Source organism: Paracerasibacillus soli (assembly GCF_042432965.1).
In the GTDB taxonomy this organism is placed as follows: Bacteria; Bacillota; Bacilli; order Bacillales; family Amphibacillaceae; genus Paracerasibacillus; species Paracerasibacillus soli.
The window spans coordinates 1-16,592 of the sequence record NZ_JBHLWL010000012.1 but is presented as its reverse complement, the minus strand read 5'-3'; the positions used below and the strand labels follow the sequence as shown (position 1 = coordinate 16,592).

At 36.4% G+C, this 16,592-nt stretch carries 17 protein-coding genes and 1 tRNA gene; 2 read left to right on the top strand and 16 right to left on the bottom strand.

The window, feature by feature from the left end; genetic code table 11:
- Positions 1-55: 55 nt before the first annotated feature.
- A tRNA-Arg gene (locus tag ACFFIS_RS03620) sits at positions 56-129 on the bottom strand.
- A 226-nt stretch (positions 130-355) separates the two neighbouring features.
- Here ACFFIS_RS03620 and clpP point away from each other — a divergent pair.
- Entirely contained in the window at positions 356-943 is a 588-nt protein-coding gene (gene clpP / locus ACFFIS_RS03615; protein ID WP_390186193.1) for an ATP-dependent Clp endopeptidase proteolytic subunit ClpP, read from the top strand.
- Positions 944-1,027: 84 nt separating this feature from the next.
- Here the strand turns inward: clpP and ACFFIS_RS03610 are convergent, their stop codons facing one another.
- From ACFFIS_RS03610 to ACFFIS_RS03550, 13 genes are all read right to left on the bottom strand, one after another.
- Positions 1,028-1,294 carry an HPr family phosphocarrier protein gene (locus ACFFIS_RS03610; protein WP_320379573.1) on the bottom strand — a complete coding sequence of 89 codons (267 nt, stop codon included), beginning with the start codon at positions 1,292-1,294 and terminating at the stop codon, positions 1,028-1,030.
- Positions 1,295-1,394: 100 nt separating this feature from the next.
- Positions 1,395-2,336, bottom strand: coding sequence for a DNA-binding protein WhiA (gene whiA, locus ACFFIS_RS03605; protein ID WP_320379574.1), 942 nt, complete (start codon positions 2,334-2,336; stop codon positions 1,395-1,397).
- A 2-nt stretch (positions 2,337-2,338) separates the two neighbouring features.
- Positions 2,339-3,316 (bottom strand): gluconeogenesis morphogenetic factor MgfK, encoded by a 978-nt coding sequence (mgfK, locus tag ACFFIS_RS03600; RefSeq protein ID WP_390186191.1) that lies wholly within the window; start codon positions 3,314-3,316, stop codon positions 2,339-2,341.
- A 1-nt stretch (position 3,317) separates the two neighbouring features.
- Entirely contained in the window at positions 3,318-4,202 is an 885-nt protein-coding gene (gene rapZ / locus ACFFIS_RS03595) for an RNase adapter RapZ (protein ID WP_390186189.1), read from the bottom strand.
- Positions 4,203-4,676, bottom strand: coding sequence for an NUDIX hydrolase (locus ACFFIS_RS03590; protein ID WP_320379575.1), 474 nt, complete (start codon positions 4,674-4,676; stop codon positions 4,203-4,205).
- A 338-nt stretch (positions 4,677-5,014) separates the two neighbouring features.
- Positions 5,015-5,965, bottom strand: coding sequence for a thioredoxin-disulfide reductase (gene trxB, locus ACFFIS_RS03585; RefSeq protein ID WP_320379576.1), 951 nt, complete (start codon positions 5,963-5,965; stop codon positions 5,015-5,017).
- A gap of 84 nt (positions 5,966-6,049) precedes the next feature.
- The gene (locus ACFFIS_RS03580) at positions 6,050-7,027 is read right to left on the bottom strand and encodes a tetratricopeptide repeat protein (protein WP_320379577.1); all 978 of its coding nucleotides are present in this window, start codon (positions 7,025-7,027) and stop codon (positions 6,050-6,052) included.
- Between the two features lie 162 nt (positions 7,028-7,189).
- The gene (locus ACFFIS_RS03575; RefSeq protein ID WP_390186188.1) at positions 7,190-8,854 is read right to left on the bottom strand and encodes a glycerol-3-phosphate dehydrogenase/oxidase; all 1,665 of its coding nucleotides are present in this window, start codon (positions 8,852-8,854) and stop codon (positions 7,190-7,192) included.
- Between the two features lie 244 nt (positions 8,855-9,098).
- Positions 9,099-9,617: an acyltransferase gene (locus ACFFIS_RS03570; RefSeq protein ID WP_390186187.1), complete on the bottom strand. Its 519-nt coding sequence runs from the start codon at positions 9,615-9,617 to the stop codon at positions 9,099-9,101.
- A 2-nt stretch (positions 9,618-9,619) separates the two neighbouring features.
- The gene (gene ppaX, locus ACFFIS_RS03565) at positions 9,620-10,255 is read right to left on the bottom strand and encodes a pyrophosphatase PpaX (RefSeq protein WP_390186186.1); all 636 of its coding nucleotides are present in this window, start codon (positions 10,253-10,255) and stop codon (positions 9,620-9,622) included.
- A gap of 228 nt (positions 10,256-10,483) precedes the next feature.
- Entirely contained in the window at positions 10,484-11,323 is an 840-nt protein-coding gene (lgt, locus tag ACFFIS_RS03560) for a prolipoprotein diacylglyceryl transferase (RefSeq protein WP_320379578.1), read from the bottom strand.
- An 18-nt stretch (positions 11,324-11,341) separates the two neighbouring features.
- Positions 11,342-12,277: an HPr(Ser) kinase/phosphatase gene (hprK, locus tag ACFFIS_RS03555; protein ID WP_320379579.1), complete on the bottom strand. Its 936-nt coding sequence runs from the start codon at positions 12,275-12,277 to the stop codon at positions 11,342-11,344.
- A 320-nt stretch (positions 12,278-12,597) separates the two neighbouring features.
- Positions 12,598-12,918 carry a PepSY domain-containing protein gene (locus tag ACFFIS_RS03550; protein WP_320379580.1) on the bottom strand — a complete coding sequence of 107 codons (321 nt, stop codon included), beginning with the start codon at positions 12,916-12,918 and terminating at the stop codon, positions 12,598-12,600.
- A gap of 288 nt (positions 12,919-13,206) precedes the next feature.
- Between ACFFIS_RS03550 and ACFFIS_RS03545 the strand changes: the two genes are divergently transcribed.
- Positions 13,207-14,490, top strand: coding sequence for a SulP family inorganic anion transporter (locus ACFFIS_RS03545; protein ID WP_390186185.1), 1,284 nt, complete (start codon positions 13,207-13,209; stop codon positions 14,488-14,490).
- 40 nt (positions 14,491-14,530) lie between these two features.
- Here the strand turns inward: ACFFIS_RS03545 and ACFFIS_RS03540 are convergent, their stop codons facing one another.
- Both ACFFIS_RS03540 and ACFFIS_RS03535 read right to left on the bottom strand, forming a co-directional pair.
- On the bottom strand, positions 14,531-14,884 hold the full coding sequence (locus tag ACFFIS_RS03540; protein WP_390186184.1) for a YolD-like family protein: 354 nt from the start codon (positions 14,882-14,884) through the stop codon (positions 14,531-14,533).
- A 15-nt stretch (positions 14,885-14,899) separates the two neighbouring features.
- Positions 14,900-16,129, bottom strand: coding sequence for a DNA polymerase IV (locus ACFFIS_RS03535; RefSeq protein WP_320379582.1), 1,230 nt, complete (start codon positions 16,127-16,129; stop codon positions 14,900-14,902).
- Between the last annotated feature and the right edge of the window lie 463 nt (positions 16,130-16,592).

Genomic DNA, 16,592 nt, shown 5'->3' with positions numbered 1-16,592 from the left:
AATAGCAAGGACGCATCACTAGCGTAACCCTTGCTACTATTGAGGTTGTTACTAACGCGCTCGAGAGGACTCGAACCCCTGGCACATGGCACCGGAAACCATTGCTCTATCCACCTGAGCTACGAGCGCATAATATATTTTAAACACATAGGCTATTATATCGTGGAAATGTTTTTGTTTCAAGTGTTTTTCATTTAATCGTTTATTTTGTCCTTATAGAGGGTATGATGGATAGAGAGTTTTTCATATATATACAATGAAACATGATGAAGGTAAAGTTTATCGTTTGACCTTCATTGACCTTTAGTTTATGATAGAAATATATTTAATTTATGGTAAATAGGAGGAATTTTTTATGCAACTAATACCTACAGTAATTGAACAAACAAACCGCGGAGAACGTGCTTATGACATTTATTCACGCTTATTGAAAGACAGAATTATTATGCTCGGTAGTGCCATTGATGATAATGTTGCAAATGCGATTGTAGCACAATTACTATTTCTTGAAGCAGAAGATCCAGGAAAGGATATTTCACTGTACATTAATTCACCAGGTGGCTCCATTACAGCTGGAATGGCAATCTATGATACGATGCAATTTATAAAATCAGATGTATCAACAATTTGTATCGGAATGGCCGCTTCAATGGGGGCATTTTTACTTGCTGCAGGTGAAAAAGGGAAACGTTTTGCACTACCAAATAGTGAAATCATGATTCACCAGCCACTTGGAGGAACACAAGGACAAGCAGCAGATATTGAAATCCACGCAAAACGTATTTTGCAAATGCGCGACAAGATGAATCAAATTTTATCTGATCGTACAGGTCAACCGATTGATGTTATCCAACGTGATACAGACCGTGATAATTTCATGACAGCAGATCGTGCAGTTGACTATGGATTGATTGATAAAATCTTGGAAAGAAAACCCGAATAAAATATTCTCAGAAATAGAAGGGTCAGACCCCCTCATAAAGTAATGGGAGGTCTGACCTTTTTGTTTTGTCGTAGCCTTTTATCTTTAAACTTTTTCGCTGTTTTCTGTAACAAACTCGATTAAGCTATTTAAAGCAACGGTTTCATCTGGTCCATCTGCAGTTAGGATAATCGTTTCTCCCTCCGTAATGGCTAAACTCATTAGTCCCATAATGCTTTTTGCATTTACTCGTTTACCTTCCTTTTCCAAAAACAAGTTTGCAGAATATCGATTGGCTTCTTGTACAAACTGTGCAGCAGGCCTAGCTTGTAACCCTGTCTCCAACTCAACCCTTACTGTCCTTTCTACCAACATCATCATCCTCCCCAGGAATAAGTATCCTCTTCACGTTCTCTTTTTGTGTAAATTATCGATATTATACCATGAAAGCGAACGAATAACCAAGCTTTATTTACATTATTTTCCCTTGGCGGATACTTTCGGCAAATTCATCGATTTTCTTCATTCGATGATTCACTCCAGACTTTGAAATTTTACCACTTGGAATGAGCTCCCCTAACTCCTTTAATGTCACATTATCATGTTCTAACCTAACAGTGGCAATTTCTTGTAACTTTTCTGGTAAAGCTTCTAAACCTACCGTCTGTTTAATAAAACGGATATTTTCTATTTGTCGGAAGGCAGCACCAATTGTTTTATTTAAGTTAGCTGTTTCACAATTTACTAGCCGGTTGACTGAATTTCGCATATCACGCACAATCCGTACATCTTCAAATTTAAATAATGCATTATGTGCACCGATTATGTTAAGAAACTCCGTTATTTTTTCTGCTTCCTTTATATATACAATAAAGCCATTTCTACGTTGCAATTCTCTTGCACGCAAATCAAATGTATTTAATAAAGCACACAAAGCATGATTATGCTCCTCATACATATTAAAGATTTCCAAATGGTACGAAGATGTTTCTGGATTATTGACTGAACCCCCTGCTAAAAAGGCGCCTCGTAAATATGCCCTTCTACAACATACCTCTTTTGTAAATCTTTTAGAAATAGAGCGAAGAAATACATATGGGTCTTCTAATATTTCTAATTCTTGTAATATCTGTTTTACGCCGTTTTTCATACGGACAATGTATACATTATTTTTCTTTAGCTTCATTTTCCTTCGAACAAGTAATTCTACCGGTTCATTATATTTCGATTTAATTAATACATAAATTCTTCGTGCAATGGCTGCATTTTCTGTTTGCACGTCTAATGTATAGTTTTGCTGTGATAAGGATATAACACCATTCATACGTATTAATGCAGCAAGTTCTGCCTCAATGCAACATGGGTCAGATTCAATTGTTGTTAATTCCTTTTTTATTTCTGAAGCAAACGACAACTTTACTCACCCTTTTTACTTGTCTTGGTCACAAGCGAATAAAGCAATGTTGCAATTTTATTCGTATCATGACGCAATGTATATTGTTGATGGTCAATAATATCTCCCTCAATGACCTCCAAACCCATCTCCATTAAGCGCTCAATATCAAACTGTACAGGTTTTGCATTTTCTTCAGCATACACCGATTGAATCTTTTTGCTTATTGGTTCATTATGGACAACCACTGCATCTAAACTATTCTTTCCGACATGGTCAATAATCGCCTGGGCGTGATCAGATGCTGTATAATCCGTTGTTTCACCTTCTTGTGTCATCACATTACATACGTATACTACTTTTGCTTTTGCATTTAATATTGCTTCATCTATTTGTGGAAAAATCAAATTCGGTAAAATACTTGTATATAAACTACCAGGAGATATAACAATTAAGTCCGCTTTTTCAATTGCTTCAATAGCATTAGTTAAAGGTTCGGCTGGTTGCGGACTTAAAAATACACGCTTAATACGTTTTTTTGCTAAGGGAATTTTTGATTCGCCCGAAACGATTGTCCCATCTTCCATTTCTGCATGCAATAGCAAATTTTCATTAGAGATTGGGTATATTTCCCCTTTTACATTTAGTACACGTGAAATTTCCTTTATGCCCGTAAAAAAATCTCCGGTAATAGAAGTCATTGCTGCCAATAGTAAGTTACCTAAAGAATGGCCAGAAAGTCCATTCCCCATGGAAAACCGATGCTGAAATAATTCGATTAACATTGGTTCCACGTCAGACATTGCTGCAATCACATTACGAATATCACCTGGAGCCGGGATATCCATTTCACTACGTAATCTCCCAGTACTTCCACCATCATCAGCTACCGTTACCAAAGCTGTTAACGTGATTGGCAAACTTTTTAATCCGCGTAATAAAACAGGCATACCTGTTCCTCCGCCAATGACAACTACTCGTGGTTCTTCCTGCGTTCCCATTTTAATGATCCTTCCTTTTATCAATATCACGATGACTTACGTGTGTAATATACTGACCTGATAATTGTTTTGCAAAATACTCTGCTAATGCAACAGAACGGTGTTGCCCACCTGTACAACCGATAGCGACAACGAGTTGAGATTTTCCTTCTTTTTTATAAAGCGGCAACATGTACTGCAAAAGATCCATTACCTTTTCTTGGAACTTTTGCGTATCTGTCCATTTAAATACATAGGTAGCCACGTCTTGATTTAGACCTGTTAATGGCTGCAAATTTGGTACATAGTGTGGATTTGGTAAAAACCTTACATCAAAAACTAAATCAGCGTCTATTGGCAAACCATATTTAAAACCAAACGACAACATATTCACAGAAAAAATATCTTGTTTTTCTTCACTGAAAGCTTGTAAGATTTTTTCTCGTAATTCACGTGGTTTTAAATTTGTTGTATCAATTATACGTTGTGCCCTACCTTTTAATTCGTCTAAAATAACCCGTTCTTGTTTAATTCCTTTTAATGGTAAATCCCCAACAGCTAAAGGGTGAGAACGTCGTGTTTCTTTGTATCGACTCACGAGTTTTTCATCTTTAGCATCTAGAAAAAGGATTTGTTCATCAAGCCAGTTTTCGTCACTAACACTATCTAATGACTCAATTAACGTATCAAAAAATTCACGACCACGTAAATCCATTACAAGCGCTACTTTTCGAATACTGTTTGTAGTGTCTTTCATTAGTTCTAGAAACTTTGGTAATAATGTAGGCGGTAAATTATCCACACAATAATAACCTAAGTCTTCAAAACTCTGTATTGCGACAGTTTTACCAGCACCAGACATTCCCGTTATAATAACCAGTTTTGTTTCATTTAATTGATTTGTCATCTATTTAACTCCTTCCCATGGATCAAGGCGGAAATCTAATAATTTATACGCAGTAGTATATTGAAACGCCCCAAACAGCACATCTTTATTTCCTGATAATACATACTCGAAAATTTTCCTATCTCCTTCTGCCATTGGTAAAGTTAAAACTTCTTCACGTCTTACCCAGGTGAGTTCTCCCTCTTTACAATGATCATTTAATGTACCAGAATAATTTCGATTCACAAATGTAAACATCATCCATTCGTTTTCAAGTTGCTGTTCATCATAAATGTTAAAAGTAAATACACCAGCTAGTGTTGGCTTTTCTAATGTTAGTCCCGTTTCTTCCCAATACTCACGAACTACTGACTCTTTAATTGTTTCCCCTTGCTCCATTTTTCCACCCGGCATTGCGTACCAGCCTCGGCTTGGCTTTTTTATTAACAGTACATAATCTTGATTGATTAAAATACAATTCGTCACACGTTGCATACATATCACCTTTATATCTATATTTCATGCATTCACTTCATCTTTATCTTCTTACTTCTATTATACATTGAATGATAGGAACATACCACCATGCATAAACCAACAGCATGATGAAAATGGTAAGCGCCACTTCGTAACATACAGACTTCCATACAACAAAAAAAAGACACAGATACGATATATATCTGTGCCCAACAATATATTTATAAAAAAGGGGGTCAATTAGTTAACTACATTGTATCGTATAAATGTTTCGTCCGTGTTACAACAACATTAAAACCAGTTTAAAATGATGAAATCGACAAGTATACCTCTTTATCTTGTCGATTTCATGTTTCTTATAAAGTTGATGTTTTCTTTTTATCTTTTAGCTCTTCAATATAAGCCTGTGCAGACTCTGCTGCAATACTACCATCACCTGTAGCAGTTACTATTTGTCTAAGCTTTTTCTCACGAATATCGCCTGCTGCATACACACCAGGTATTTTTGTTTCCATGTTTTCATTTGTTAAGATATAGCCTTCATCATCTGTAATTCCAAGGTTTTTAAACGGTTCACTTAAAGGAAGCATACCAATATAAATAAATACACCATCTGCTTTAAATTCAGATGTTTCTCCAGTTTTAAGATTATTCAATGTTAAACTAGATACTTTATTTTCCCCATTAATGGATACTGCTTGTGTGTCCCAAATAAAGTCAATCTTCTCGTTGTTAAAAGCACGTTCTTGGATAATTTTTTGGGCTCGTAAAGCATCACGACGGTGAATAATGGTAACCTTTTTCGCAAATTTCGTTAAATAGATTCCTTCTTCAACCGCGGAATCTCCACCACCAATTACCACTAATTCTTTATCTTTAAAAAAAGCTCCGTCACAGACTGCACAATAAGAAACACCGCGACCAGCAAGTTCCTCTTCGCCTGGAATACCGATTTTCTTATGCTCTGCACCCGTTGTAATAATGAACGTCTTCGTTTTATATTCATTTTTACCAGCTTTAATTAGTTTATAATCGCCATGATCCGTTACTTCACTAATATCCCCATAGGCATATTCCGCGCCAAACTTTTTGGCATGTTCAAACATTTTATTGGATAAATCAGGTCCTAATATATGATCAAAACCAGGGTAGTTTTCCACTTCTTCCGTATTCGCCATTTGGCCACCCGGTATCCCTCGTTCAATCATTAATGTATGGAGATTTGCACGTGATGCATAAACAGCAGCAGTCATCCCAGCTGGTCCAGCACCAGCAATCACTACATCATACACTTTTTCCTCGGACATCACCATCGCCTCTCTTTTTCTGTAATATACTATGATAACTAAATTAAGCGTATAAGATTATCTCATTTTCGTCTATTATTCTGCTCAATTCCTCCATGGCTGCCCTTCGTTTTCTAATTGCGGGTATTTCTTACAACCTATTTCCCATATCGATTGAGCTTTTGAGATGTTTCCCATTTCATACAAGGTTAAACTATACCAGCGAAAATAAGATAAAGGTGATACAGTCTTCTGTTTAATCATGCGAAACCGTTTATTCGCCTCTGCATATTGGGCAGTCCTTGCCAATGTTGTTGCTATGATTAGCTTTTGTTGTTCATGGATTGGATATACATTGCGTATTTTACTTATATAATGATTGTATTCTGTTTTCTTTCCGAGTTCATAATAAAACAATGCCAAGTTTGTATGACTATATAATCCACTTGGTTCAGATTCTAAATGCGTTAATTCCATCGCAATAGCCTCTTCATGTTGCCCCTCGAAAAACAATGCTTGTGCATATTCATGTCGAATAACTTTATGATCTGGAAACAAGATCAGCATTTCGTTTAAAACCGCCAATGCTTTATTCCAATCTAAGTTCTCCATAAAGTGGAAAGCTGTTTCTTGATAGATTAATAACTCATCTTCATCCTCTAATTCCCAATCGTCTTCCTCTTCTTCTTCAAATTCAATCAGTTGTAATAGTTCCTCTGCTTCTTCCGTAAAATCTCCATCATTTTCTTTGTTTAAATAGGCAAGTGCATATTTTTTTGCCTCAGTCAGTAAACCCAAATGGGCATAATTATTCGCTAATAAATAATAGCAATCAACGTATTCTTCAGTTGATTGCAATACAATTGTTAATTCTTGATTCGCTTTATAATAGAGTCCTAATTCTGTATAAACGACAGAAAGTTGACAACGATATAATGGTTCATTTGGATTTGCTTCAATCGCTTTTTTTAACCATTTTGTCGCATTATCAAATTTACGTTTTTGAAATGCCTCTACTCCACGGACATAATAAAAATCGCCATCCGGTATAAATGGTATAATTTTTTTATTCGTTTGTTGCATACACAATCTCCTAGTTTACTTCTTTTCAGTACAAAGTATAACATAATCACGAATGAAAATATATACTTCGACTAAATTGCTATAACAATAAAGTAGGGATATGCATGTATGGATAGAAAATAGGCGCACTAAAAAGGGCCTGAGGGGTCAGACCCTTTTTTATTATGAATCTGTTGGATGTGTTGCTTCACGTAAAGCACGATCCAATTCGGCTTGATACAATTCTTTTGCCTTTGTTGACCATGCAAATACATTTGCCAAATAATTTACTACTGCTGTTTCATGTTCTTTTACCCAATTGATATCAAAATAAAGCGCTCCTGTCCTTCGAATAAAGAAATCGGCTGGCTTATAGACGAGCTCGTAATCAAGTCCATACAATAGCTCAGCAAAAACAACTGGATCTATATTATTTTTAATTGCTTCTTCTTTATTTTCCTTAAATAATGTAAATATTACCGATACATTTGCACCATATTTTTGAATGAGCCTTTGTACCATTTCATCTTTTATTCCTAAGCTCAAACCTTCATTCTTCATATTTCCTTTATACTTTTCAAATCCTTTTGACCCACCAACTTCTCCACCTGAAATTGGAATATGCTCTGTTTCCGATTTTGAATAAAGGATTCCATATTCCGTTTTCATCTGTTTGACAATTGTATCCACTACTTCTTCCGCCATTTTGCGGTAACCAGTCAATTTTCCACCCGCAATCGAAATTAGACCAGAATTTGAAATGAAAATTTCATCCTTACGAGAAATCTCTCCCGGTTTCCTCCCATCTTCTTCAATTAACGGACGTAACCCCGCCCAACTTGATTCAACATCGTCATTTGTTATTTGTAATGAAGGAAACATAAAATGAATTGCTTCTAATAAGTAATCCCGATCTTCTCTTTTTACCGTCGGATGCGCGATATCTCCTTCGTAAAACGTATCCGTAGTTCCAACGTATGTTTTATTTTCCCGTGGAATTGCAAAAACCATTCTTCCATCCGGTGTATCAAAATAAATTGCTTGTTTTAAAGGGAAAACCTCTTGTGGAAATACGAGATGTACCCCCTTTGTTAGATGCAAATGTTTTCCTTCTTTGGAACCATCAATTTCACGTAATGCATCCACCCAAGGGCCGCATGCATTAATAACTTTTTTTGCATAACATTCAAATGTATCTCCAGTAAGTTGGTCTTCCAATAATGTTCCTATTACTCGATTATTGTTATCATAAATAAAATCAACTGCTTTTACGTAATTAATCGCAGTTGCTCCTTTTTCCACGGCTTTTTTCATCACTTCAATCGTAAGTCGTGCATCATCCGTTTTGTATTCTACATAGTAGCCAGCACCTTTTAAACCCTCTCTTTTAATAAGTGGCTCTTTTTCTAATGCTTCTTCTGGACTTAACATTTTCTTTCGTTCCGTCTTTTTTACACCAGCTAAGAAGTCATATGTCCGTAAACCAACATTTGTCGTGACAGGGCCAAACGTTCCACCTTTATGAAAAGGTAACATCATCCATTCCGGAGTCGTGACGTGCGGGCCATTTTCATAAACAATAGCTCGCTCTTTCCCAACATCTGCAACTAGTTTTACTTCAAATTGTTTTAAATAACGAAGACCACCATGAACTAACTTTGTAGACCGACTCGATGTACCCGCCGCAAAATCTTGCATTTCAAAAACAACTGGTTTTAATCCGCGGGATGCAGCATCTAAAGCAATGCCTGCACCTGTAATTCCACCACCAATAACAAGCACATCGTATTGACTCTTTTCAATCATTCTTAATGTTTCAGATCGATTGAAACTGCTGAATTTCACCATATGATTAGCCTCCCACTTATTGCTTCTACATTAAATATAACCTTATCTTTCACATCTCATGCACAGATAAATGAAAAAGCCACATTCAACCCCATTATTCTTTTTAGGTTGACTGCGACTCTCTATTTTTCCGTCTCATTCATTCACTTTATATTTAAAACAGCGAATTTATTTGCATTACACATGCTTTTACTTGTAACTAACGCAACATCGTACTATCTAGAGAAAGTAATTTAGATATACTTTACAATATTTCTTTATTTTCTCTCTGTTCCATTTCCTCTTTTGTATAAATGATTCGCATTGGATTTCCCCCGACAAATGCACCAGCGGGAACATCTTTATGAACAAGGGATCCCGCAGAAATTATTGCACCCTCTCCAATTATGATGCCAGGTAATATCGTTGAATTTGCTCCAATCATCACATTATCCCCAATGATTACCTCGCCAAGACGATACTCATTGATTAAATATTCATGAGCTAAAATAGTCGTATTGTACCCAATAATACTATTGTTACCTACCGAAATTTTTTCTGGAAACATGACATCTGGCACAACCATTAAAGCAAATGCTGTTTGCCTTCCTACTTTCATTTTCAGAAAGACGCGGTATAACCAATTTTTCACACTTAAAAATGGTGTAAACCGGGCAATTTGAATAATGATAAAGTTTTTGGCCACTTTCCAAAAAGAGACCGTCTTATATATTTGCCATAATGAATTTGCACCTTGAACAGGAAACCGGGATGTTCTTCGCATGTTTACACTCCTACGATTTGTAGTAAATCGCTCATTTTCTCTAGCATATATGTTGGTTCATATGCGTTTAAAAACTCCTCACCTTTATGTGACCATGCCACAGCAGCAGTTGCCACACCAGCACGTTGTCCCGCCTCAATATCATGAGAATTATCACCGACCATTAATGTTGTTTCTTTTTTTCCATGCAATGCTTCCATTCCCATTAACACAGGCTCGGGATGTGGTTTAGCATGGGTTACTTCATCTAAAGTGATAATTGTGGAAAAGTATGAAGACAATCCCGTCCATGATAACCCTTTTTCGACACCTTTTCGCATTTTTGTAGACACGATGCCTAATTGTATATTTGCCTTTTGTAATGACTCCAATGTCTCCTTTACTCCTGGAAAAAGTTTGACATATTCGTCATGATGTAAAAAATTATGTTCACGATATGTTTGTACCATGTCGTCCACAAGGTTCGGTGCAATTTTATTGAACGTATCGCGCAGTGGTGGGCCGTTAAAAGATAATAGCTGTTCTTCCGTAAATTCATAACCATATTGTTTAAATGTATATTTAAAAGATTCTTTTATGAGTTCATTTGTATCAATTAATGTTCCATCAAGATCAAAAAGTATTGTCTGAATCCCCATATATGTAAATGCACCCCTTTTTCTAATCAAATTTCAATCAGTAGAGGTTTTCGACTTCCCCTGCCGATTGTTAGTTGTATAAGCAGGCTTTTACTAACTGTTAACCTCCACTTGTCATTCTTATTCCCCTCAAATGGAGATCTTATCATGCATAGAACTTGCTAGTCGTGCTCACAATTTATCGCACCTTTGATTATTTCCTAGCAAGTTCACACTACAATAAACATCTTATTTTTTCTTTTTGCCTATCTTTCTTCCATCGTAATAAACATCAATAGTTTGCTTCGTCCGGCGATATATAATAAGTGCAATCGATCCAACAATTAAGATAATCGAAATGACTTGTGCTGCCCGTAAGTCTCCACCATATAAACTGTCTGTTCGCATCCCTTCAATAAAGAAGCGACCGACGGAGTAAGACATGATGTAAGTCAAGAATAGTTCTCCACGGAACAGATTTTTTCTTCTTAACCAAATTAATAAAATGAAAACCAATACATTCCATATGGATTCATATAAAAATGTGGGATAGTAATATACACCATCAATACACATCTGGTTCATTATAAAATCTGGTAAGTATTGATGGAAATTTTGGTATGCTGCTTCTGAAATTGCACCACCATGGGCTTCTTGGTTCATGAAGTTTCCCCAACGACCTATTGCTTGTCCTAAAATTAAACTTGGTGCTGCAATATCTGCGAGTTGCCAAAATGAGACTTTACGAATTTTAGCAAATACGATAGCGGTTAATACTGAGCCAATCAATGCACCGTGGATAGCAATACCACCTTCCCATATGGCGATGACATGCCACCAAGGTCTACCAGCATAACTTTCCCATTCAAAAATCACATAGTAAATTCGAGCAAAAATAATCGCAATTGGAATCGCAAATACAACTAAATCGACCATTGTATCTTTCTTCAAACCTAAACGATTTGCTTCTCTTGTTGCCAAATATAATCCAATAAACGCTCCTGCCGCAATAATAACACCATACCAATAGATGGAAAATGAACCTATTTGTATAAATACACGATCTAACGATGGTACATCACACGTCATCTAATCACCCCTACTTTTTTAAAACTCCCTATCATCCTGTTTTTTAATCACTTTAGTTAAACGTTCCGAAAATTCCTCCGCTGCATTCACTCCCATTCGTTTTAAACGAAAGTTCATGGCGGCTACTTCAATAATAACTGCTAAGTTTCGACCTGGTCTAACTGGTATGGTCGCCATTGGTAAATGGACATCCATAATTTTCATCGTTTGTTCATCTAATCCAAGCCGATCATACTGCTTTTTGGCATCCCAGTTTTCTAAATTAATGATATAAGAGATTTTCTTGAAGTTACGTACAGCACCCGCTCCAAACAATGTCATGACATTAATAATCCCAAGACCTCGTATCTCGAGTAAATGTTCAATTAATGGAGGTGAATTTCCAATTAGCGTATCGTAATCTTCCTGTCTAATTTCGACGCTATCATCTGCGACAAGTCGGTGACCTCGTTTTACTAATTCTAATGCTGTTTCACTTTTACCAACTCCACTTTGACCGGTAATTAAGACTCCAACACCGTAAATGTCTACTAAAACACCATGGATAGCAGTGAATGGTGCAAATTTTGCTTCTAGGTAGTTAGTCAAACGGCTTATAACACGTGTTGTTTTTCTTGGTGAAAGCAGTATTGGTGTGCCCGAGTTATTTGCTGCCTGAATAATTTCCACTGGAACTTCCATACCACGAGAAATGACGATACCGGGTGTTACATCCGTACAGAGTCGATATGCACGGTCTTTCTTTGCATCTTCACTTAGCTCAAGGAAATATGTCATTTCTGTTTTTCCAATAAGCTGTAGACGTTCTTTTGGATAATAACGAAAATAGCCAGTCATTTCAATTCCTGGTCGGGAAATATCACTTTCTTTAATTTCTCTATGTATTCCATCTTTACCTGCAACTAGCTCTAAATTAAAGTTTTTTAATAAGTCTTCCGTTCGAACGACTGACATATGTATCCCTCCAACAACAGGTTGAATTCGGTTGAATTAACTGATTAACATTGTAGCATATTTTTCTGGTCATGCAGTAATAAGAAGAGTTTTAGAAATCATTTTCAATGGATATCATCCATACAAAATGACATGTCCACTTCGAATGAAACGTATAGAACTAATATCTTCCCAGAAGTGAAAACTACAAGTATGAGTACTTTCGTCAATCTGTGAAAGGAACATTTGAAAAGGCTCGCTTCTCATCTCAGAAACAAGCCTTTTTCTACTAGTATTTTATACTTGGTTTACAATGACATCTTATACTTTAATCCAACGAATTAGTCTAGCTCTACAGCCAATACTTCTCCTGTTGTCGCATCCAGCTTCACTTCATATTTTACACCTTGTGGATTAATGATTTCGACCTCATAAATCATTCGTTGGCCCCTATGTTCTAATTCTGCCTTCACGACTTGACCTTGTACTTGCTGTCGCGCAACTTGAATCGCATCTTCAATTGAAATTTGCCTGTACCAATTTGGTTGCTGAAACTGTGGGTGCATATGTTGCGGTGATGCGTGTTGTGGATGCATATGCTGTGTCGGTACATGCTGAGGATGTGGATGGTGCGCTAATGGGCGCATATGATTTGGTTGCATAAAACATTCTCCTTTACACTCCATTTTGTTCCCTTACTATTCTATTCATTTGCCTAAAAGGAGTGACACATTATTCAACACAAGTATTTTCCTTCATTCAGCAGCTTCTCCACCATAACTTAGTAACTTTTACACAATTAATCCTATCAATACTTTCGCGATATAAATCTCATAGACAATGATTTAAACTTCCTTTCTATGTTTAAAGCAATTTTACGTCCAGTAATAATTTAGGGTGTTGTCCAATATAGTACATGTATAGTCTTTCTATTAGAAAGGTGCTGTTCTATGCTTGAAATAAAACCAAGAATAAAGCGACTCGGGTCATATAATTTGGAGCATTTACCAAGTGATTTAACTGCCGGGATTATTGTGACATTTCTACTTCTACCACAAAGTATGGCCTATGCAAGTTTGGCTGGTGTTCCAATTACGATGGGACTATTTGCAGGTACATTTCCATTAATCGTATATGCCATTTTTGGTAGTTCTAAATATTTATCAGTCGGGCCTGTATCTGTTGTATCACTATTAACTTTTACAGGTATTGCTAGTATTACGAATCCGGATTCAAATAACTTTTTAGAATTGGTTGTTTTCCTTGCCCTTCTAGTTGGAATCCTGCAATTGATAATGGGTTTATTAAAAATTGGTTTATTATTAGAATACGTTACACCAGCTGTAATTGGTGGATTCACATCCGCTTTAGCATTCATTATTATCTTCCACCAACTCCACACTATTACAGGTGTTACAGCACCAACAACACAAAATTTTATTCTGTATGCCTTTGAAGTTATTCGTACTTTACCAACAGCTAATCCTGTTTCCATGGTAATTGGGCTTAGTAGCTTTTTAGTTTTACTTATCATGAAAAGTATTGCTCGCGCTTCGCCAGGTCCTATTATCGTTATTCTTGCGTCTATTTTATGTGTAGACTATTTTAATTTACATCTGTACGGTGTCACGATTGTTGGTGAAATTCCCCAACAATTTCAACATATCTCTTTTCAATTACCAGGATGGGAAACGATTATTTCTTTACTGCCAATCGCACTTATTATTAGCTTTATCGCCTTTTTCGAATCCTTTTCCGTCGCAAAGACGCTCGCAAACAAGGAAAAGGAAAGTTTAAATGCTAATCAAGAATTAATGAGTTTGGGATTTACAAATATAACAAGTTCTTTAATTGGAACTTTCCCTGTCGCAGGTGCAATCTCACGAACCGCTGTTAACTATGAAGCAGGTGCAAAAACAAGACTCTCCACCCTCATCACCGCACTTCTTATGTTATTGGCTATTTTTTATGTGACACCATTATTTTATTTTCTTCCAAAGGCTGCCTTAGGTGCGATTATTATTTACGCAGTTCGTAATTTAATCCATATTAAACAATGGAACTATTATCGAAAACATAATCGTCCCCAAGCATTTGTTTTTCTTGTCACCTTTATCGCTACATTATGTATAGACGTTTTTCTTGGACTTATGTTTGGCGTAATTTTGTCCATCTTCATTCATTTATGGAATCAAAAGCTGCCCGTTACGTCTTTGTATTACAATAAATCCTGATAGTAAGGAAGACATCGATTCAATCGGTGTCTTCCTTGTTTTAAGGAAAAGAAATATCTAAAACTTCACTAAGACAGATCCACATGTCATTGTCTTTAGAACTTATCCTTATTTTATCTCGTTCAGGTGATATTTTCTCTATTTTCCCAACTATATATCTATCCTCATATGGATGAAAATATTGGATTTTAACATCCTTATTTTGTTTTATTGCCTCAACAATAACGTGTGAGAATAACTCATTCTGCTGTTCATCAAAAAGGGGGATAATCCTTTTGTCTAGCTCTTTTTGATGACGTTGCAGTACCTCTTTATGTTCAGGTAACATCATCCTGCTTGATTCCCATAATAAATTCAATCCGGGGGTAAGTTTGTTAGGCTTCACTTTTAGCATCCTCCTATATTGCATCTATTTATAATGTCCACCTATTTTCTCTGCACGATCAAATACTTGCCCTGATTTAGTCAGTGAAGAAGCGCGCACAATGGCTGTTTGACCATATTTAGAGCGGATTACATCCATCGCTTGATTTAACTCTTCTTTTCTCATAGAAAAATCAAAGAGATTTAACTGATAAGAGTCTGCTGGCTGAAGTTGGGATAAAGTAATTCCTGCACTCCTTATCGGCAATCTATCCCAATGTGCACAAAATAATTTAAAAGCAGCTTTAAAAATATCCATTCCAAAATTAGTAGGTGAGGTCAATTTTACTTGACGGTGAAAGCCAGTAGGATTTTCAAAATCAGCGCCTCTTACCCCCACCGATACAGTATTACCTCTATAATTTTTTGCTCGTACACGTTGGGCAACTTCCTCACTTAGTTCTAATAGAATCACCTTAATTTCTTCTATCGTTCGATAATCCCTAGGTAAAGTTATTTGATGACCAATTGCCTTTTGGTTTTCATGGGTATGCGGCGTCACAGGAGAATAGTTAATGCCGTTTGCAGTTTGCCATAAAACCTCTCCATTAATGCCCCATCGTTTCTTCAGAATATGGACAGGAAATTGTGCTAAATGGCCAATCTTTTGGATTCCTAGTCGTTCTAAATGATGTACCATTCGACTTCCAACACCAAACATCTTGCCAATTGGTAATGGCCACATTTGTTCTTTCATGTTTGAATGGTCTAGTTGGAAAATCCCATCTCGATTTTTCTTTGCAAACGCATCACAGGCAATCTTTGCAAGTACCTTATTTGGTCCTATCCCGATTCGACTATATACACCTGTGCCTTCCATCACTGCCGTTTGGATTTTCTTAGCAATCGTTAATGGTTCCCCGAATAATCGTTGACTCCCTGTAACGTCTAGAAATTGCTCGTCTATGGAGAAAACTTCTACAAGGTCCGTGAATTGCTCTACTATCTGTGTAATTTGATAGGATACTTCGATATATCGTTTCATACGCGGTCTGACGATAACTGCCTCTGGGCATTTTCTTTTGGCTTCCCATAATGGCTCTGCCGTTTTGACTCCAAATTTCTTAGCCAACGGGCATGCGGCTAAAATAATGCCACTTCTTCTTTCTGGATCACCAGCTACAATTACAGGTTTATTTTGAATTCTTGCATTATCTGCTTTTTCCACAGAGGCATAAAATGACTGCATATCTACTAAAAAAATAACCTTTTTCATAAAAAAACCTCCAAATAAAGTAAAGCTTCAATCAGTGGAGGTATTCGCATTTCCGCTACTGATTGTTAGTTGAACGAATCGGGCTTTTACTAGCTCTTGCTCCCCCTTTATCATTCTCAAGTTCCCTTGAGCTTTTAAAGTGGAGATCTTACAGCCAGATAAACTACACAAAGGAAACTAATGTTCCCATTATCATTATATGCGAATATCCGTTCTGTATTCAATAAATAATCATTAAAATTTAGATGGTTTTTTTGGGTAATATTGTTATGAAAGTTAACGTTTTTAATAGAGGTTTATCATGTAGTGGAAATTAAAAATACTTGAGAATAGCGGGATAAAGCAAAAAAAGGGGTCAAAAAAAAGGGGTCAGACCCCTTTAAAATGTACCCTTTGTAAAGGACATTTTTAAAAAAGGCTTTTAAACAACTTGAAGAAGATGATGACTGTATTTTGCAGGCGT